23 protein-coding genes and 1 tRNA gene are annotated in these 18,489 nt (G+C 42.5%); 18 read left to right on the top strand and 6 right to left on the bottom strand.

The window, feature by feature from the left end; genetic code table 11:
* Positions 1-73: 73 nt before the first annotated feature.
* The 4 genes from HZC34_02550 to HZC34_02535 all read right to left on the bottom strand — a co-directional run bounded on the left by HZC34_02550 (position 74) and on the right by HZC34_02535 (position 4,203).
* Positions 74-706: a 3'-5' exonuclease gene (locus HZC34_02550; protein MBI5700713.1), complete on the bottom strand. Its 633-nt coding sequence runs from the start codon at positions 704-706 to the stop codon at positions 74-76.
* A gap of 224 nt (positions 707-930) precedes the next feature.
* Positions 931-1,542 carry a uracil-DNA glycosylase gene (locus HZC34_02545; protein ID MBI5700712.1) on the bottom strand — a complete coding sequence of 204 codons (612 nt, stop codon included), beginning with the start codon at positions 1,540-1,542 and terminating at the stop codon, positions 931-933.
* Positions 1,543-1,555: 13 nt separating this feature from the next.
* Positions 1,556-2,446 carry a PorV/PorQ family protein gene (locus tag HZC34_02540; protein MBI5700711.1) on the bottom strand — a complete coding sequence of 297 codons (891 nt, stop codon included), beginning with the start codon at positions 2,444-2,446 and terminating at the stop codon, positions 1,556-1,558.
* Positions 2,443-4,203 (bottom strand): S8 family peptidase, encoded by a 1,761-nt coding sequence (locus HZC34_02535; protein MBI5700710.1) that lies wholly within the window; start codon positions 4,201-4,203, stop codon positions 2,443-2,445. The genes HZC34_02540 and HZC34_02535 overlap by 4 nt, the downstream gene beginning before the upstream one ends.
* A gap of 167 nt (positions 4,204-4,370) precedes the next feature.
* Here HZC34_02535 and HZC34_02530 point away from each other — a divergent pair, with 167 nt between their 5' ends.
* The 12 genes from HZC34_02530 (at position 4,371) to HZC34_02475 (ending at position 13,146) form a co-directional block, all read left to right on the top strand.
* Positions 4,371-5,936 carry a citramalate synthase gene (locus tag HZC34_02530; protein ID MBI5700709.1) on the top strand — a complete coding sequence of 522 codons (1,566 nt, stop codon included), beginning with the start codon at positions 4,371-4,373 and terminating at the stop codon, positions 5,934-5,936.
* A complete protein-coding gene (gene lysA / locus HZC34_02525; protein MBI5700708.1) occupies positions 5,933-7,231 on the top strand; it encodes a diaminopimelate decarboxylase in 1,299 nt (432 codons plus the stop codon). The genes HZC34_02530 and lysA overlap by 4 nt, the downstream gene beginning before the upstream one ends.
* Positions 7,232-7,248: 17 nt before the next feature.
* Positions 7,249-8,046 (top strand): TIGR00159 family protein, encoded by a 798-nt coding sequence (locus HZC34_02520; GenBank protein MBI5700707.1) that lies wholly within the window; start codon positions 7,249-7,251, stop codon positions 8,044-8,046.
* The gene (gene panB, locus HZC34_02515) at positions 8,025-8,789 is read left to right on the top strand and encodes a 3-methyl-2-oxobutanoate hydroxymethyltransferase (GenBank protein MBI5700706.1); all 765 of its coding nucleotides are present in this window, start codon (positions 8,025-8,027) and stop codon (positions 8,787-8,789) included. Before HZC34_02520 ends, panB begins: the two co-directional genes overlap by 22 nt.
* 8 nt (positions 8,790-8,797) lie before the next feature.
* Positions 8,798-8,871, top strand: a tRNA-Arg gene (locus HZC34_02510).
* A gap of 107 nt (positions 8,872-8,978) precedes the next feature.
* Positions 8,979-9,155 (top strand): hypothetical protein, encoded by a 177-nt coding sequence (locus tag HZC34_02505; protein MBI5700705.1) that lies wholly within the window; start codon positions 8,979-8,981, stop codon positions 9,153-9,155.
* Positions 9,142-9,681, top strand: coding sequence for a GNAT family N-acetyltransferase (locus tag HZC34_02500; GenBank protein MBI5700704.1), 540 nt, complete (start codon positions 9,142-9,144; stop codon positions 9,679-9,681). Before HZC34_02505 ends, HZC34_02500 begins: the two co-directional genes overlap by 14 nt.
* Positions 9,678-10,187 carry a shikimate kinase gene (locus tag HZC34_02495; GenBank protein MBI5700703.1) on the top strand — a complete coding sequence of 170 codons (510 nt, stop codon included), beginning with the start codon at positions 9,678-9,680 and terminating at the stop codon, positions 10,185-10,187. Before HZC34_02500 ends, HZC34_02495 begins: the two co-directional genes overlap by 4 nt.
* Positions 10,168-11,235 (top strand): 3-dehydroquinate synthase, encoded by a 1,068-nt coding sequence (aroB, locus tag HZC34_02490; GenBank protein MBI5700702.1) that lies wholly within the window; start codon positions 10,168-10,170, stop codon positions 11,233-11,235. Before HZC34_02495 ends, aroB begins: the two co-directional genes overlap by 20 nt.
* Positions 11,235-12,401 carry a tyrosine--tRNA ligase gene (locus HZC34_02485; GenBank protein MBI5700701.1) on the top strand — a complete coding sequence of 389 codons (1,167 nt, stop codon included), beginning with the start codon at positions 11,235-11,237 and terminating at the stop codon, positions 12,399-12,401. Before aroB ends, HZC34_02485 begins: the two co-directional genes overlap by 1 nt.
* Complete coding sequence (locus tag HZC34_02480) at positions 12,392-12,868, top strand: 2-C-methyl-D-erythritol 2,4-cyclodiphosphate synthase (GenBank protein MBI5700700.1); 477 nt, start codon at positions 12,392-12,394, stop codon at positions 12,866-12,868. Before HZC34_02485 ends, HZC34_02480 begins: the two co-directional genes overlap by 10 nt.
* A gap of 44 nt (positions 12,869-12,912) precedes the next feature.
* Entirely contained in the window at positions 12,913-13,146 is a 234-nt protein-coding gene (locus tag HZC34_02475) for a type II toxin-antitoxin system HicB family antitoxin (GenBank protein ID MBI5700699.1), read from the top strand.
* Positions 13,147-13,178: 32 nt separating this feature from the next.
* Here HZC34_02475 and HZC34_02470 read toward each other — a convergent pair whose 3' ends face one another.
* Together HZC34_02470 and HZC34_02465 are read right to left on the bottom strand one after the other, a co-directional pair.
* On the bottom strand, positions 13,179-13,589 hold the full coding sequence (locus tag HZC34_02470) for a peptide chain release factor-like protein (GenBank protein MBI5700698.1): 411 nt from the start codon (positions 13,587-13,589) through the stop codon (positions 13,179-13,181).
* A complete protein-coding gene (locus HZC34_02465; GenBank protein ID MBI5700697.1) occupies positions 13,573-14,418 on the bottom strand; it encodes a serine hydrolase in 846 nt (281 codons plus the stop codon). Before HZC34_02465 ends, HZC34_02470 begins: the two co-directional genes overlap by 17 nt.
* 37 nt (positions 14,419-14,455) lie before the next feature.
* Here HZC34_02465 and HZC34_02460 point away from each other — a divergent pair, with 37 nt between their 5' ends.
* Genes HZC34_02460 through HZC34_02435 form a run of 6 tightly spaced genes read left to right on the top strand, consistent with a single transcriptional unit; the run spans position 14,456 to position 18,458 of the window.
* Complete coding sequence (locus HZC34_02460; GenBank protein ID MBI5700696.1) at positions 14,456-15,190, top strand: pyridoxine 5'-phosphate synthase; 735 nt, start codon at positions 14,456-14,458, stop codon at positions 15,188-15,190.
* Positions 15,187-15,618: a ribose 5-phosphate isomerase B gene (gene rpiB, locus HZC34_02455; GenBank protein ID MBI5700695.1), complete on the top strand. Its 432-nt coding sequence runs from the start codon at positions 15,187-15,189 to the stop codon at positions 15,616-15,618. Before HZC34_02460 ends, rpiB begins: the two co-directional genes overlap by 4 nt.
* Complete coding sequence (locus HZC34_02450; GenBank protein MBI5700694.1) at positions 15,618-16,721, top strand: NDP-sugar synthase; 1,104 nt, start codon at positions 15,618-15,620, stop codon at positions 16,719-16,721. Before rpiB ends, HZC34_02450 begins: the two co-directional genes overlap by 1 nt.
* Positions 16,722-16,733: 12 nt before the next feature.
* Complete coding sequence (locus HZC34_02445) at positions 16,734-17,084, top strand: aspartate 1-decarboxylase (protein ID MBI5700693.1); 351 nt, start codon at positions 16,734-16,736, stop codon at positions 17,082-17,084.
* The gene (locus HZC34_02440; protein MBI5700692.1) at positions 17,084-18,022 is read left to right on the top strand and encodes a M23 family metallopeptidase; all 939 of its coding nucleotides are present in this window, start codon (positions 17,084-17,086) and stop codon (positions 18,020-18,022) included. Before HZC34_02445 ends, HZC34_02440 begins: the two co-directional genes overlap by 1 nt.
* Positions 18,023-18,041: 19 nt before the next feature.
* On the top strand, positions 18,042-18,458 hold the full coding sequence (locus HZC34_02435; GenBank protein MBI5700691.1) for a thiamine-phosphate pyrophosphorylase: 417 nt from the start codon (positions 18,042-18,044) through the stop codon (positions 18,456-18,458).
* The last annotated feature ends 31 nt before the right edge of the window (positions 18,459-18,489 follow it).

Here is an 18,489-nt window from a genome sequence, read left to right as displayed (position 1 = left end):
TGTATTTATTATAATTATCGCGAAGCGATACAATGTTGGTCATTGGAAATTGGTCATTGGTCATTATCATATCTCAACCCGGTATTTTCTGCAAATCTTCTTTTTTGTAAATTCCCTTTGACTGAAGCAGAGGGATCATTTTTAAAAACATTCCAAGCGTTGTTTCAACATCGCCAAGAGCTCTATGCCTGTTTTGAGCATCGATATTGAAATATTTGGCGACTGTGTGGAGCTTATGATTTGCAAGATTCGGGAGCAAATATCTTGAAGCCTTTAAAGTGCATAATATTTGATTGGTAAATTTATTTTGAAGATGATGTTTCAAGAATGGGATGTCAAAATCGCTGTTATGGGCAACGAGGATCGTGTTCTCGATAAAAAACAAGAATTTTGGGGCGACATCAGAAATTACAGGGCTTCCTAATACTAGATCATTATTAATTCCGGTCAAGCGTTCAATATTGGGCGTGATTTCGGCAGCAGGTTTTATCAAGGTATTATAAATATCCTTTACATCGCCGTTCTGGACTTTTATCGCCGCAATTTCTATAATTTCGGATTTCGTATAATCGAGGCCTGTTGTTTCAATGTCTACGATTGAAAAAGTCTCTTTTTCCATACCGCAGACTTCTTCGCGCGCGCGGGAAAGAAAAGGGTATATCTTTTCGAGGCGCTGGAATTCTTTATCTTCCAAAAGATCGATCATGAAGAAATTATACAACGGCTGTCAAGGGCCAATGTAAAATTTAAAACACCGAAGCCAATCCTTCATGCGCAATTCTTCCATTTTCAATATTGATCCCCGATCTTATGGCTGAATTCTGTTCCGCAGCCTTCTTAATTCGAAGGCGATTCCGGGAGTCAATACAACGCGGCTCTCTACTTCTCTTTCTTTATCGTCTAATTTTGATTCTTTAAGGATGGAAACTTTCATTTTTTCCCTTCGAGCTCTTTAACTTTCTTTATAAAATCAAGTGCGTTCCTTACTTCCAGCATATCCTGCCAGGTAAGCCACTTAGGGGAGCCTTTTTCTTTGCTTGCATAGCGGAGAAGATAAGATGGGTGGAATATCGGCATTACGGATATTTCGGTATTTGGTAGGTTGAACCATTTTCCCCTGATCTTTGAAATTGGTTCATCGGTTTTTAATATATCTTTTACAGCAGGGGCCCCGACCAGCAATAATATCTTAGGTTTAACAAATTGGAATATTTGCGCATGAAGATACGGGTAGCAGGCTTCTTGTTCGGAGGCTAATGGCGCACGATTCTCGGGAGGCCTGCATTTAACTGTATTCGAGATATAAATATCATCAGGACGATTGATCCCGACCGAAGCCAATATTTGAGTTAGTAATTTTCCCGACTTTCCCACGAAAGGCAAGCCTTGCGCATCTTCATCAGCTCCTGGGGCTTCACCGATAAGCATAATATCGGATGGGACAGGGCCATTGCCGAAAACTACTTTTGTGCGGGTTTTTGCGAGCGGACATCTTGTGCAGGTTGACGCTGAAAACTCTAGTTCTTTTAAGGAAGGATCCATTGGAAATATTTTATCAAAGCGTGTAGTTTAAAGCAACACGATAAGTATTTCCCAGGTCTTCATAAGGCGCGTAGGCAAGATCAAATATGAAATTATTCAGCATCAGTCCCAATCCCAGCGTGTAATTCCTGGAATTTAATCCCGCCCTTAACGCGAGCGTCTTGTTGAAAATATATTCTGCTCCGGAATTTACCGCCAGATTGTTCCCGGAAGTCGAGTTGAGATCAAGGCTTAATGCGCTGCTGCTTATGGGATATTCCGGGTTATCAATTATTGTCCTATATGCAACTCCCGCCCTTAAGCTTGTTGGCAGCCTATCAGCCAAGCTATAATTCTTGAAAGCCAAGCCGAAAGATAAACCTTCGATATTATTATATTTGTACAGGAGCCCGGCATCTATGGAATTAAATGAAGCCGATGAATAACCCAGGTTTTGCGAGCCAAAATTAAGATTTATCCCTGCGAATGCCGTGTCATGGAAGCTTCTGGCATATGTAAAAGAAAGCAAATTCTCAAAAGGATTAACAGCTTTTCCCGTGCCTTGCGGCGAAGCGTAAGTTGTTTCATTTATTACGCCATAATCCAAATTATAGAATGAAACGCCGAAAGTATGGGGATATCGGATTAAGTTCGAAGCCCAGTATGAAATGCCCGTATTTTGCAGCCAACTTGAAAAAGACGAATATATCCTGCTTTCCGTTAACTGCGCGAGGCCTGCAGGATTCCAATATATTGCTGACGGGTCATCGGCTATAGCCGTAAACGATCCGCCCATTGAAACGGCTTTCACGCCTTGAGGTATTTTCGTAAACGCAAAACCCTCGCTTCCTGCCGCAAAACAAGGAATATGCAAAATCCAAAATCCAATTATTAGTAACGCGTAACGGGTAACGTGGTTTGTCATTTTAATATTATAAGCTTTCCTGTCTTTTTACTTGTGGATGAAGATATGACATAGAAATAGATGCCCGGCGAACAGTATGAGCCATCGCTGTTTTTTTGGTCCCAAACGATCTGCGGGTCGGAGGCATTATAAATTGTCCTTACAGTATCTCCGTTTGCATCGAAGATCCTTAAGGTGTCTCCGCCGGAGGCTCCGAGGAAATAGATGCTTTCATGATTTCTTGCGGGGATAGGGTATGGATATATTCCTGCTGCAAGATTAAGGATCGTAAAAGATTTAGATTCCGCGGTCGCGATATTGCCGCTAAGGTCGGCCACAGAAATTTTTATCTTTGCTTCAGCTGTAGGAGTTTGTGGAAGTGTAAAACTATAAGTTCCGCTGTTTGAACTTGCGGCCGCTATAGTTGAATATGATGCGCCGTTATCCAAAGAATAATATAATGCAATAGGCGTTGCCGATAATCCGATGCCCGTATCCGATGCGCTCCACCTAATATTCAATGCCCCACCCATTGTCATCCTTTCCCCGCCGGCTGGCGAAATAACTTCTACCGTGGGGGCAATAATATCTCCAAGTGTTTCTACAATATTTATTATCCCATAGCCGTAAAAATTGTCTTTTCCGGCAGTCCCAAGGTCTTCAGCTTCGGACGTTATCCTGTAATAAACCTGGTCGCGGGTGATGCTTGGGAATTTTGAAAATAAAAGCGCGGCCAATCCTGAAACAAGCGGTGCGGCCATTGAAGTGCCATATTTATATCCGTACGTACTGCTTGGTATCGTGCTGTAAATTGCACTATCGGATGTTCCCCCCGGCGCGCAAACCGAAATTTCCGGCCCGCTGTTTGAATATGGCGTGATATTTTTATTTTTATCGACTGCGCTTACTGCAATTACACCTGCTAATTTTGCGGGATAATCAACAGTTAAAGAAGATTCGTTGCCGCTCGATGAAAACATTGCGCAATTTTTGCCGTACGCATATGCTACCGCATCCGCCATACTTTGGGAAAAATTCAAAGTCCCCAAACTCATGTTGATGACTTTAGCCCCTTTGTCTGCCGCATAGACCACAGCATTATTAAAATCGAAAACTTCACCGGTCCCCGCGGCATCAAGCATTCTCAATACCATGATCTTGCAATTCCAAGCGACGCCAGCGACCCCAACACTATTATTTGTAACTGCGGCCAATATTCCCGCGGTATGGGTCCCATGGCTGTTAAGATCTGTTATCGAGCTTCCGGCTCCTTGAAAATTTTTGCTATTGCTTGTGATCTTGTCCGACAGGTCCGGATGGGTCGTATCGCACCCTGAATCGATATCTGCGATTACAACTGTCGCATCTCCGGTTGATATGTCCCAACCTTCCGGAGCTTTGATCAACGGGAGATTCCATTGTAAGTCGTAAGAAGTATCATTCGGCGTCGTTGCATGGGCGCGGATAATATAGTTTGGTTCAGCATAAATTATATTCTTATCGTTTGATAGCTCCGTCAAATATTCCGATATGGTTCTTCCCGGTGGGACCGCAAGTTTATAAACTTGAGTGCTTAGCGAAACTTCCAATACATTCAAGCTTAAAGCTGAAATTGATTTTGTGGAAATTGCAGGTTTGAATTTGACAAGGACTTCGCCTTGGACAGCATCGGCTGACCTTAAAGTTACAGGGTCTTGGACCTGTTCGATCTTTATAAGGCCAGAAGCAAATGCTGGAACTGACAGTATTATTAAATATATAATAACTTTTTTTATCATTGTGAATAGCCCTCACCCAGTTTCATTATAATTGAAAACGTATTTCTTGCAACCCCTCTCCCTGTGGGAGAGGGTGGATTTTCAATTTGTTTATATAAAACAAATAGTTGGGTGAGGGCTATTTTCTTCATTGAAGACGATTGCAATAGCTGATATAATTTCAAAATATGCCAAAAATATCAATATACGATACTACCCTCCGCGATGGCGCACAAACAGAGGGCATATCGTTTTCCGTGGAAGACAAGCTAAAAATCACCTATCTGCTTGATGGATTTGGGATCGACTATATCGAAGGCGGCTGGCCGGGGAGCAATCCCAAGGATATCGAATTTTTCAAGAAAGCAAAAGACCTAAAACTTAAGCACGCCAAACTATCCGCATTCTCCTCGACAAGGCGCGGAAATATCAAGGTCGAAGACGACAAAAACATTGCAACACTTATCGAAGCTGGGACTCCTGTTGTCGCGATCTTCGGTAAAACATGGGACTTTCACGTTGCCGAAGCTCTAAAAGTGTCGCTTGATGAAAATCTTTTGATGATAAAAGATACTATCGCTTATATAAAATCTAAAGGCAAAGAAGTTGTTTTTGATGCCGAACATTTCTTTGATGGCTATAAGAAGAATCCGTCATACGCCTTAAAGTGTTTAAAAACGGCAGAAGAGGCCGGAGCGGATGTTTTATGCCTTTGCGATACGAACGGCGGGACGCTTGCATTTGAGGCCCAAAAGATAATCAATGAAATAAAAACGAAATTAATAGCGCCTATTGGCATACATGCGCATAATGATTCGGAATGTGCTGTTTCTGTTTCGGGAATGGCGGTATATTGCGGAGCAAATCAGGTACAGGGAACTATTAATGGCTATGGGGAAAGGTGCGGGAATGCAAACCTTTGCTCGATAATCCCGATCATCAATCTCAAGATGAAGTTCGACTGTTCCGCAGGGAAAAACTTAAACAGTTTGACCGAACTCTCAAGACATGTTTCAGAAATAGCAAACCTTCCCCAATCGGCACATCAGCCATTTGTCGGCAGGTCCGCGTTCGCCCACAAAGGCGGGATACATGTTTCTGCGGTGCTAAAAAATCCCGGGACATACGAACATATTGCTCCGGAATCGGTTGGAAATGAGCGCAGAGCAACAGTGTCCGAGCTTTCCGGCATTTCAAATCTTCTTTTTAAAGCAAAAGAATACGGAGTCGATATTGATAGAGATTCCGCAAGCGCTAAAGATATCATTAAGAAATTAAAACAATTGGAGCATGAAGGTTATCAATTTGAAGAGGGTGAAGCAAGTTTCGAATTGCTTCTCAAGCGATCTTTCGGCTTGCATAGGCCTTCTTTTGAACTGCAAAAGTATTCGATTGAAATTGTCCAGAATACGGAAGAAAATTTTATCGTGAATGCTAATATTAAGATTATTGTTAAAGGCAAAACTTACGAATCAAAAGCGATAGGCGACGGCCCGATCAACGCTTTGGATGGCGCATTGAGAAAGGTTCTTGAAGATATTTATCCGGCTATTAAAACAATCAAACTGGCCGATTATAAAGTCCGCGTGCTTGATTCAAAGGCGGGGACTGCCGCCAGAGTTAGGGTTATAATCGAATCATGCGATGACAGCAAATGCTGGGGAACGGTCGGCGTTTCGACCAATGTCGTTGAGGCTTCATATTTGGCTTTGGTTGATTCGCTCGAGTATAAATTATTGAGAGAAAAAAAATGAACCAGCCGATAACATCTAAAATAAATGCAAAGGGCCATTTCGAGGTCGGAGGGTGCGATTGCGTCGATCTGGCATCGGAATTCGGCACCCCATTGTATGTGATCGATGAAGTGACTTTAAGAGGAAAATGCAGAGAGTACCGGACTGCATTTAAAGACAGATATCAAAATACTTTGATCATTTATGCCAGCAAAGCTCTTTGCACGACAGCTTTGTTGAGGATAATAAATGATGAAGGTTTAGGCGTTGATGTTTCATCGGGAGGGGAATTCTTTACGGCGCGGAATGCCGGCTGCAATTTATCGAATATTTACTTCCATGGCAACAATAAGCCCGAAAAAGAACTTGAAGAAGCGATCGAAGCCGGTATTGGAAGGATCGTTGTTGATAACCTGCAAGAACTGGTAAACCTAGATAAAATAACTGAAAAATTAAAAAAGAAGACCAAGATATTGTTCAGGGTGAATCCCGGAATTGACGCCCACACCCATGAATTTATTCAAACGGGACAGATCGATTCGAAGTTCGGCATGGCAAAAGAAAATATCGTCGATGCGGTTAAACTGACCCAAAAAATGAATTTTGTCGATTTTGTCGGGCTTCACGCGCATATTGGATCGCAAATATTCGATGTTAAGCCTTTCCTTGCAGAGATCGATGTTTTGACTGATATTGCTTCGCAGATATTTAAGGCTGTGCAGATAAGGGTTGAAGAAATAAATATCGGCGGCGGCCTCGGCATCGATTATTCGGGAGCCGATGATGTAACTTCTGTTGATTCTTTCGCAAAAGAGATCGTTGATAGATTAAAAACAAATCTGGCTAAAGAAGATCTTTTAGAGCCAAAACTTGTTCTAGAACCTGGAAGATCTATTGTCGGTAATGCGGGAGTTACACTTTATAAGATCGGTTCTGTTAAAGAAATTACAGGTATAAGGAAATATGTTGCTGTTGATGGCGGAATGTCCGATAATCCGAGGCCGATCCTTTATCAGGCAAAATACGAAGCAACGATCGCCAATAAAGCAAACGATAAAAAAACAGAGAAAGTGACCGTAGCCGGAAGATTTTGCGAATCTGGAGACAAACTCATTATCGATTATGATCTCCAAAGATCGGAAGCAAACGATATTTTGGCGGTCTTTTGTACCGGAGCGTACTGCTATTCCATGGCAAGCAATTATAATCGCGTCCCGCGGCCGGCCATGGTTTTGGTTAATAATGGTTCCGGGACTTTGATTGTTAAAAGGGAATCATATGATGAATTGGTCCAAAATGATATTCTGCCGGCTTAGGCGGGAGAAGGATTACAATGGCGTACATTAGGTTTGCTCTCGATGTTTTTGATATCATTGCTGTCGCGGTATTTTTGTATTATATCTTGATTTGGCTTCGCGGGACCAAGGCCGTCAACCTCCTGCGCGGGATAATCGTCCTCTTGATGGTTTATATCAGCGCAAAACTACTGGGACTTTATACGATAAATTGGCTGTTTGAAAAATTCGCCGCGGCGATCCTTGTTGTACTGATCATTGTTTTCCAGCCGGAACTGCGCAGAGCCCTAGAACAGCTTGGCCGCGGACGCATTTTTTCCAGATTTGGTTTTGTCCAGAAGCCATCTTCATGGTTCATCCGCACATTGGTGCGCGGAATAGAGCAGCTTGCGGACGAAAAAACCGGCGCCTTGATCGTCCTTGAAAGGAACACCGGCCTCAATGAATATTTGGAATCAGGCACAAAGCTTGATGCGGTTCTTTCTTCAGAATTGTTGGTTTCTGTTTTCAACCACGCTTCGCCATTGCACGATGGCGCCGTGATCATTATGGGCGACAGGATACTTTCGGCGGGTTGCCTGCTGCCTCTGTCGGAATCAAAACTCCTCGATAAAAGGCTTGGGACCAGGCACAGGGCGGCCGTAGGTTTGACCGAGCTTACCGATGCGATAGTTATCGTCATATCCGAAAGCACGGGAACTTTGTCGATCGCGGAAGAAGGATATTTGACGCGCTTCTTGACCCGCGAAATGCTTGAAGAAAAACTTTTCTCTTTATATCGCGAACAATTCTCAAAGATCGAAATAGGACTCCCATGGCCCAAAAAGAAAAAATAACCAGTAATTCACTTATCTCCTCAAAAAAACTTGGCAAAAAAATAGCAATGCTAACGGCTTATGATTCGGCGATAGCTAAGATCTTGGACGGATCAAATATCGATATTATTCTGGTCGGGGATTCGCTTGGCAATGTCATGCTCGGCTATAAAAACACTCTTCCTGTGACCTTGATCGAAATGATAATCCACACACAGGCGGTTTCCCGCGCGGTTAATCGGGCAATGGTTGTATCCGATATGCCGTTCGGGACTTTTCAAAAAAATGATGAAGAAGCAGTTTCAAATGCGGTAGATCTTATTAAATCCGGAGCGAACGCGGTAAAGGTTGAAGGGGTCAATTATAAAAGCGCGATCAAGAAGATCATTAAAGCGGGCATCCCTGTTATGGGACATTTAGGTTTTACTCCGCAATCTGTCAATATTTTGGGATACAAGGTCCAGGGTAAAGATCATAAATCAAAACTAAAAATCATTAAAGATGCAAAGGCATTGGAGAAAACCGGATGTTTTGCGCTCATCCTTGAGATGGTGCCGGAAGATCTCGCTGCAAAGATCGCAAAGTCGCTTAAGATACCGGTCATTGGTATCGGTGCCGGCAGTAAATGCGACGGTCAAGTATTGGTTTCGTACGACATGCTTGGGATATACAAGAACGCTCCATCTTTTGTGAAAAAATACGCAGACATTGGAAAAACGATTACCCAAGCGGTCGAAAAATATATAAACGATGTCAAAAAGTAAAATTGCGTGCCCCCGTAGCTCAGTTGGATAGAGCGAGCGTTTCCTAAACGCTAGGTCGTCCGTTCGATCCGGATCGGGGGCACTTTCTTTGCTTGGATTGTTGACAATATGGCGTGCCAATGCCATACTAAGATGCGTCAACTGAAATCATCTCATCATTTATTCAATATATTGTGCGGAGGGATAAAGATGGCGAAACCGATTGCACCAACTCCTGATTTAAAGGGGAAAGAAGCGGAAAAATTTCTCAAAGAAGTTAGTTATCCAAAAATGGAAAACGTAACTAAAGAGGATGTTTTGCGCGGCAAGAAGATTTTTGAAATAATTGAAAGGAATACCGCTGATCTTAAAAATGCATATCGATGAACTATTTCGCGAGAGAATCTCCTCATATTTAAACGATAACGAATTTGACTGTGGCGACCCGGATTTGAATGAATTTTTGCTAAAAGATTCTTTGCCATACCAGCACGAGCTCCTAGGCGTTACTTATCTTTTTCGCTCCAAAAATTCCAGAGAAATAGCCGCTTATTTTACGGTATTAAATGATGGGATCAAGGCTTCAAACAAGCTTAACAGGAAAATCCCAAATCAAAAGCGGCATGAAAAGATCCCTGCTGTGAAAATTGGCCGTTTGGCGGTTTGCGCGAAATATCAGGGAGGAAAACTTGGCAGCCAGATCATTGATTTTATAAAGTATTGGTTTATATATAACAATAAGACGGGTTGCCGATTTCTGCTGGCGGATGCCTATAACAATTCTCTGACATTGAAGTTTTATAAGAATAATGGGTTTAGTTTTTTGACAAATGACATTAATAATGAAACAAGAGCAATGAAGTTTGACCTCAAGCCGTATGAATTAAGATTGGCAAAAACAATAAAGTCATGAATATCATTCTAATCGGTTTCATGGGAGTTGGCAAGTCGGAGGTTGGGAAAAGGGCGGCGTCACGGCTTGGGTACAATTTTCTTGATACCGACGAGCTCATCGAAAAAATCGAAGGAAGAAAAATATCCGAAATGTTTGAAAAAGAAGGCGAAAAATATTTCAGGGACCTCGAAACCGAATCATTGAAGACCCTGGTTGATTTTGACGATTTTGTGCTTGCGACCGGAGGCGGGATAATTTTAAGGGAAGAAAATGTGAAACTGCTGCATGAGATCGGGAAAGTGATCCTCTTAACTGCCGCAACTGATACGATCTTAAGCCGCATAGGTTCCATGAAGAACAGGCCGCTTCTAGAAGATGGGGAGAAAGCCCAAAAAATAAAAGAGATTTTACAAAAAAGGGATCCAATATATAATAGTTCAGCCGATCATAAGATCGATACCACAAAAAAAGATGTTGATTCCGTAGCCGAGGAGATAATCAAATATGCAAAAGGTCAAAGTTAGCCTGAAAGAAAGAAGCTACGATGTTTTAGTTGGGAGCGGGGCGCTTTATAAGCTCGCTGGCCTTATAAAGAACATCAAATCCTCGAGCATTCTCCTCATCACGGATACCAATGTGGATTCTCTTTACGGTTCGATAATAAGGGAGATACTGAAACAGTACCAGACAACAATAATCAAAGTTCCCGCCGGCGAAAAACATAAAACGCTTTATACTGCTGCGGCTGTTTACGACCAGATGGTTGTTTCAAATATTCACAGGGATTCCCTCCTTATAGCTTTTGGAGGAGGCGTTGTCTGCGATCTGGCCGGGTTTGTTGCCGCGACCTATATGAGGGGCTTGCCTCTTGTCAATGTGCCAACGACGCTTCTTGCGCAGGTTGACGCTTCGATCGGCGGAAAAACCGGCGTCGACCATGAAAAAGGCAAAAATTTAATAGGCGCTTTCTACCAGCCGAAGCTTGTGGTTATAGATCCCGAACTTATAAAAACGCTTCCGCCGCGCGAAATTAAAACCGGTCTTGCCGAGGTTGTTAAATACGGCATCATAAAAGATGCTTCGATATTCAGATTATTGGAAAGAAACCCTGTAGTTGACCCGAAATTTTGGGAAACGATCATCGCTAAATGCGCAAAGATTAAAGCAGATGTTGTATCGCGCGACGAATATGAAAGAACAGGCCTCCGTATGATTTTGAACCTTGGCCATACATTCGGCCATGCTATTGAATCCTTAACTTCTTATTCAAAATATACGCATGGCGAAGCCGTTTCGGCAGGGATCGCGGCTTCGGCGCATTTAGCGCGCAGGTTGAAGCTTTTGAGCAAGATCGACCTTAATAGGATAACAAGCCTCCTTTCAAAATTCAAACTTCCTGTCGTTTGCAAATTAAGGGCGGATCTAATAATCGGCAAATTAGCGCTTGATAAAAAAGTGATGGACGGCAAAGTTGTATTGGTATTGCCGAACGGCATCGGGAAAACCGCTGTTCGAAACAATATACCGGCGGGTAAAATAAAACTAGCGTTAAAAGAGATCGGATGCAGATGATGGAAGCAGAAGAACAATTTAAGATATTCAAACGCGGCACAGCCGAGATCATACCAGAAGATGAGCTATTGGAAAAATTAAGGTCGGGCAGGAAGCTCCTCATAAAGTTCGGCGCCGACCCATCCGCGCCAGATATACATTTGGGGCACACTGTTGTGCTTAACAAATTAAGGCAGCTTCAGGACTTGGGGCATGAAGTTGTTTTTATAATCGGGGATTTTACGGCGCAAATAGGGGATCCCACAGGGAAATCGGAAACAAGAAAACCTCTTTCTTTTGAGGATATTGAGAATAATTCAAGGACCTATCTTGTACAGATTTTCAAAATATTGGATAAAAACAAGACAAAAGTGGTTTTCAACAGTTCATGGCTTTCGAAGTTGAAATTGCAGGACACAATCAATTTAGCCGCAAAGTACAATGTTGCAAGAATGCTTGAAAGGGATGATTTTTCTAAGAGATTCAAGAAAGGAGATTCAATATCAGTTCATGAATTTCTCTATCCTCTAATGCAAGGTTATGATTCGGTAGAGCTTGAAAATGATGTCGAGATCGGCGGTACCGACCAAAAATTTAATATGCTTGTCGGACGAGAGCTGCAAAGAGGCTACAATGTCCCAGCGCAAGTAATCATCACCTTGCCGATACTCGAAGGCCTGGACGGCGTGCAAAAAATGAGTAAATCTCTTAGCAATTATATCGGCATTAACGAGCCGCCGTCCGAAATATTCGGAAAAATAATGTCGGTATCCGATGTTCTGATGCTTCGATATTATGAATTATTAACTGATGTGCCAATGGATGAAGTAAAAGCTATGCATCCTATGGAGGCTAAAAAACGATTAGCGAAGATTATCGTTGCAAGATTCTATTCAAAAAAAGAAGCCGATGCCGCGCAAGTAAGATTTGAATCCGTGTTTTCAAAAGGGAAACTGCCGGAAGATATAGAACTCCTTAAACTAAAAGAAAAAAAGTCGACCCTGTTATCGATATTGATTGAAGCAAAAATGGCGCAATCAAATTCGGATGCAAAACGATTGATAGAGCAAGGCGGAGTTAGAGTTGATTCCGAAGTAGTTAAAGATGCAAAAGCGATAATTGACCTTTCAACTGAAAAAATCATTCAAGCCGGGAAAAGAAAATTTGTGAAGGTTATATGCGAATAGGATTTGGATATGATGCGCATAAATTAGCCGCAGGACGTAAGCTTATCTTAGGTGGAGTTGAGATCCCAAATGAAAAGGGCCTACTAGGCCACTCTGATGCCGATGTCCTTTTGCATGCAATTATTGACGCATTGATCGGTGCGATGGGTGAGGGAGCTATTGGTGATTTCTTTCCTGATACCGATCCAAAATATAAAGGGATTTCTAGCCTTGTCTTGCTGTCAAAAGTTGGAGAAGCCTTGGCAAAATCAGAGATGCTCATTAATAATATTGATACGACTCTTGTTTGCGAAGAACCAAAGATCAAGCCTTATGTTAACCAGATAAAAGAGAACATAGCGAGGATCCTAAATATTGAGGAAGGCAAGATAAATATCAAGGGTAAAACCGAAGAAAAAATGGGCTTTACAGGACGCAAAGAAGGCATTTCCGCATACGCTATTGCTTTGATCCATAAGAAGGTTTAGTTGAATATCGCATTTCGAGTGTTATAATTATATTGAGGTGTTGAATGACTTATAATTTTACCGTAATTATGGAGCCTGAAATCGAAGGCGGATATCACGTTTATTGCCCAAGTTTGGCAGGGGGCCATTCTTTTGGCGACACGGTTGAAGAGGCAAAGAATAATATTAAGGAAGCTATCGAAGCGTTTATTGAAAGCTTGAAAAAAAGCGGAGAACCGATCCCTCTGGAAAACGACCTGCTTATTGGCGAGATCAAACTAGAACTTTCAATGTCATGAACCATTTCCCCGCAATTACCGCAAAAGAATTATTAAGAGTTGTTAATAAGTTTTGGTGCTTTTCTTGACTGCTTCTTCTCCGAAACCATTTTCTTGTTTTTTAGCATCTTCTCTTTCGATCGCCTGCTTCTCTTTCTCTTCTGTCTTCTTATTTTTTCGACCTCCTGCCTATGCTTGCTTTTTAACCCCAATATCTTTTCTTCTATCTTGTCGGCTAATAGTCTCCATGCAAGGAATCGGTTCAGCGCTTGTGAGCGTTCTTGCGACATCTTGACTTCAATACCGGATGGGATATGTTTTAGGTAAACTGCGGTTGATACTTTATTGACGTTTTGGCCGCCTTTACCGCTTGAGCGAATAAATTTTTGGGCGACATCATTTTTGCCGATGCCAAGGCTCTTCAAGCGCAATTCCAGCTGTTTTTCTTTAGTTTGAAAATCCATATGTTATCTCCGAGATCTTATTTATTATCTTTCTCGCGTCCCTTTTCTTTTTAAAGCCGTTCGTGAATATAGAGATCACATATGAACCTTTTTTCTTGTAGACGATCCCAACATCATTTAACACGCCTTCAACATTCCCTGTTTTATCAGCAACAACTATCCCGCGCGGCACGCCTTTCCAAATCCCCCATCTATATCTTTGCTTTTTCATGAAATCAAGCATTTCATTGCGCGATTGTTTTGTAAACTTATTTGATTGCAGGATGACCATCATTATCGCCATATCTTCGGGTGTTGTCATGTTCATATCGGGGTTTGGCTTTTCATTCAGGCAGGTTGCATCAACAATATTTGTATTATTAAGGCCGGCATTTTTTATGTAACTGTTGACTTCATTTGTGCCTAAGCGGTCGATAACCATTTTTGTCGCGGTATTGTCCGATAGGACTATCATTAAGCGGATAAGGTTCTTCAATGTGTATTCGCGGTTCCCTTTCATCCATTGGAGGACGCCGGACCCGCCGAGCTTGTCTTTTTCAGTGAATAATAATTTTTCGGAAAGCTCGATTGATCCTGCCTCTGAAATGTGGTATGCCGCAGCCATAACAGGGACTTTGGCGACGGAAGCCGCCGGGAACAGCATCTTGCCGTTAATAGTAAGCTTTAAGCCGGTTTTCAGGTCGATTATGCATACGCCGACTTTGTTTTGGTATGGGGCGGCAAGCTTTGTTAATCTGATGCCAAGCTGATTGATTTTTGCTTTTGTGATCGCGTTACATGGAGATGCAAGCAGAGCAATTATAAGTATTGCAGAGATTTTCTTAATCATGGTCGATTATTATAACATGATTTGTTATAATGAAAGTATGAAACTGGGAGTAAATGTCGACCATATCGCAACATTGAGGCAAGCTCGCCTTGATAAATTTCCCGATCCAGTTGTTGCCGCAATTCAAGCCATCGAGGGCGGAGCTGACGGCATTGTTTGCCATCTTCGCGAAGACAGACGGCATATCCAGGACGATGATGTTAAAAGGCTTCGAGCATTAAATACGCGCCTTGATCTCGAAATGGCCGCAACCCCCGAAATGGTCGATTTTGCATTAAATATCAAACCTGATTATGTAACGCTGGTTCCGGAAAAGAGAAAAGAATTGACGACCGAAGGCGGTTTGGATGTCGTACGCAACAGAAAGAAACTAAAGCCCGTTGTCGATAAATTGCAGGGAAAGGGGATCAAAGTTAGCCTTTTCATCGATCCGATCAAAGAGCAGATCGAGGAAGCCGCCGTCCTTGGCGCTTATTTTATTGAGATCCACACAGGGGCTTTTGCTAACGCCAAAACTGAAACTAAACGCGCCCAAGAACTTGGAAAAATATCGAGTATGATCGAGAAAGCCCAATGGATCGGCCTTAAAATAAATGCAGGCCATGGCCTTGATTACAATAATACTCCAAAGATCGTGGTTCTTTCTGGGATCGAAGAATTAAATATCGGATTCAGCGTAGTTGCACGGTCGGTTATTGTCGGCATGAAGCAAGCGGTTTCCGAAATGAAGGCTTTAATGCCTTGCCTGCCGGCAGGCAGGGTGTCAAAATGAAAATAGCAATTGGGTCCGATCACGGCGGCTTTGAACTAAAAGAAAAGATCAAGAGCTTTTTGTTGGAACAAAAGCACGAAGTAAAAGATTTCGGGACAAATTCCATGGAATCTTGTGATTATCCAGATTTTGCGTATCCCGCCGCGAAAGCCGTAGCCGCGAAAGAATTTGATTTTGGCGTTCTTTTTTGCGGATCCGGTGTCGGGGTCACAATTGTCGCGAACAAAGTCCCAGGAATAAGGGCCGTAAACGCACAAAGCGTTGAAATAGCTCGTCAAAGCCGTGAGCACGGCAACTGCAATGTTTTGGCTTTGGGCGGAAGATATGTCGATCTTGAAAACGCGAAAAAGATAGTGGCCGCATTTCTTGCAACACCATTCACCGATGATCCCCGCCACAAAAGAAGAATCGGAAAGATCGAAAAATAATGGTTAAAACAGCTCTCATTATGGCTGCAGGTTACGGAACAAGACTTGAGCCTTTAACTTTGGCGATACCAAAACCAATGGTCCCGATAGTCAATAAGCCCACAATGCGACATAACATCGAGCTTCTCCGCAGGCATGGCATAAGGCAGATCGTTGCTAACATACATTATCATCCAGAACAGATAATGAATTATTTCTCCGACGGCAATAATTACGGGATTGATCTTAATTATTCTTACGAAGAAACGCTGATGGGAACGGCGGGCGGAGTAAAACGAATGGCTTGCGACATAGCACAGATCGACGGCACTTTTGTCGTACTTTCGTCCGACGCTTTAACCGATATAAACCTAAGGAAATTGATCGAATTCCATAAAAAGAAAAAGTCCAAAGCGACATTGGCTCTATGTCCGGTCGATGATATAGAAGGCTTTGGTGTTGTTGAAGTAGGAGGGAACGGAGAAATCTTGCAGTTCAAGGAGAAACCAAAGGCTCATGAAGTTTCGGGCAATTTGGTAAATACAGGCATTTATGTTTTTGAGCCCGAGATACTGGACCTGATCCCAAAAGATAAATTCTATGATTTCGGGAAAGAACTTTTCCCTATTTTGATCGAACAAGGGATCCCGATCTTTGGATATAGGATGGTCGAATATTGGTCCGATGTCGGCACAATTTCCGCATACATGAGGGCAAATCATGATGCGATGCAGGGAAGGGTTCGCACCCTGATACCGGGAAAAAAAGTGTCGTCTTGCGTTTGGGTCGGCAAGCATTGCAGGATCGATCCATCCGTTAAATTCGAGGGATGTGTAATTATCGGTGATCGCTGTGAGATAAGAAAGGATGTCATACTCAAAGATGCGATCGTTGGCGATATGTGCGTGATAGGTGTGGGAGTGAATATTTCTGAAAGCTCTATTTGGTCCGATTCTTATATTTCAAAGGGAACAAGCGTCAAAAAGAGCATAATCGGAAATTGGTGCCGCATCGAAGAAGATGTTACTATCGAAGAAAATTGCGTAATAAGCAATAGGTCTCTTGTAAGGCGCGGAAACTTGCTCCCAAAGGGTACTACTCTTAATCCTCGCGAAGCCCTATGATATAATCTTATTATGCTTATCTCAATGTTAAAGTCAAAACTCCATATGGCGACCGTTACCTCGAGTGAAATAAACTATGAAGGAAGTATTGCAGTCGATCCAAAATTATTGGACGCAGCCGGATTATTTATTGGCGAAAAGGTCGCGGTCCTTAATTTTACTAATGGCCACAGGCTGGAAACCTATACTATCAAAGGGGAAAAAGAGGAGATCGGTTTGCGAGGCCCTGCCGCAAAGCTTGGCGCAGTAGGGGATAAAGTAATTATTTTAGCTTATGCTCTTCTGACACCCGATGAAATAAAAACTCACAAGCCAAAGATCGTAAAAGTTGGTGAAGGGAATTCCGTTAAGGAGATAAAATAGTGGAACCTGCGAGTAAACCCTGCCTGCCGGCAGGCACGGCTCGCGGTTCCAAAAGTTTAATAACCGCGACGCTTGTCCCGATTCCCACATCGGGATTTAGCCGCTGGTCTATAATCTTTTTTCTTTCACTTTGTGCATTTCCTTCATCTGCCACCCTAAACGTCGTCGCGCATTCTGAAGTATTCCAAGGCAGATGTTTTATAGTCTTTGTTTCAGGCAGCCCTGAAGTTGAAAGCGGGATAGTAAAATTCAACGGCCGCGCTTACAAATTGTACCAATACGAAGACGGATTAAGAGCGATAGTAGGGACCATGCCGGAAGAAAAGATCGGCGTATATCCTGTCAATGTAGAGGCGTATTTAAAGAACGGGGAAACGGAAACTTTTGATTCATCGATCTATGTCAGCCAGTTCAAATACCCCATAGAGAAATTTTTCCTGAAGCCAAGCAAAAGCAAACTGCGAGCTCCCTCGATCGTGAACAATGAATGGGCGTCGATCGAAGCTTTATTGACAAAAGAAAGCCCAAAAAAATTGTGGGATGGCCTGTTTGCAAAACCTGTTCCCGGGATAACAACTATGCCGTTCGGTACCAGAGAATTTGTAAACAACAAGCCCCGAAGCCGGCATCGGGGCTGGGATATGAGAGCGGCGGCAGGGACCAGAATATTGGCGCCAAACAGTGGAATAGTTGTTTTTGCGGACTTCTTGAAAGCATTTGGAGGGACAGTTGTAATAGATCATGGCCAAGGCGTTAATACTCTTTATTTCCATTTTTCAAAAGTGCTTGCAAAAGTGGGACAGGAAGTATCAACCGGCGATCTTTTGGGATTATCCGGAAATACGGGGATATCATCTGGTCCCCATCTTCATTGGGGAATGTCGGTTCACAATATCAGGGTCGAACCCAAGCAGTGGGTCACAACCGTCATGCCATGACGGTAATAACAAATTTCAAATGACAAATGACAAATTAAAAATATACAGAATTCTAGATGCGAACGTAAATAGGGCGATGGAGGGATTACGCGTTACTGAAGAATTCGCTCGATTTATTTTGGATGACAAAAAAGCAACTCTGACCATTAAATCGTTAAGAAATCAACTTAAAAAGGCCACTGGCAAACTTCCGCGCAAAGAATTGCTAAGAGCTAGAAATTCATTAACTGATGTCGGCGGAAAGCTTTATACAAAAGAAGAAGGGAAAAGAAGCACTTTAAAAAGCGTTTTTAAATCAAATATAAAACGGGCCGAAGAGGCGATAAGGGTGCTTGAAGAATTCGGTAAATTGGTCGATCCAAGTATCGGGAAAACTTTTAAATCCATCCGCTTTAATATTTATGAGCTAGAAAAAAGGCTTATCTTAAGGGTTTAGGATTTATTTGTTCAAATCATGCAATTGATAA

The sequence above is a fragment of the Candidatus Saganbacteria bacterium genome, from assembly GCA_016223245.1.
Classification (GTDB): domain Bacteria; phylum Margulisbacteria; class WOR-1; order XYC2-FULL-46-14; family XYC2-FULL-37-10; genus JACRPL01.
Note: the sequence above shows the minus strand (reverse complement) of the source record. Positions and strands in the feature narration are given on the sequence as shown.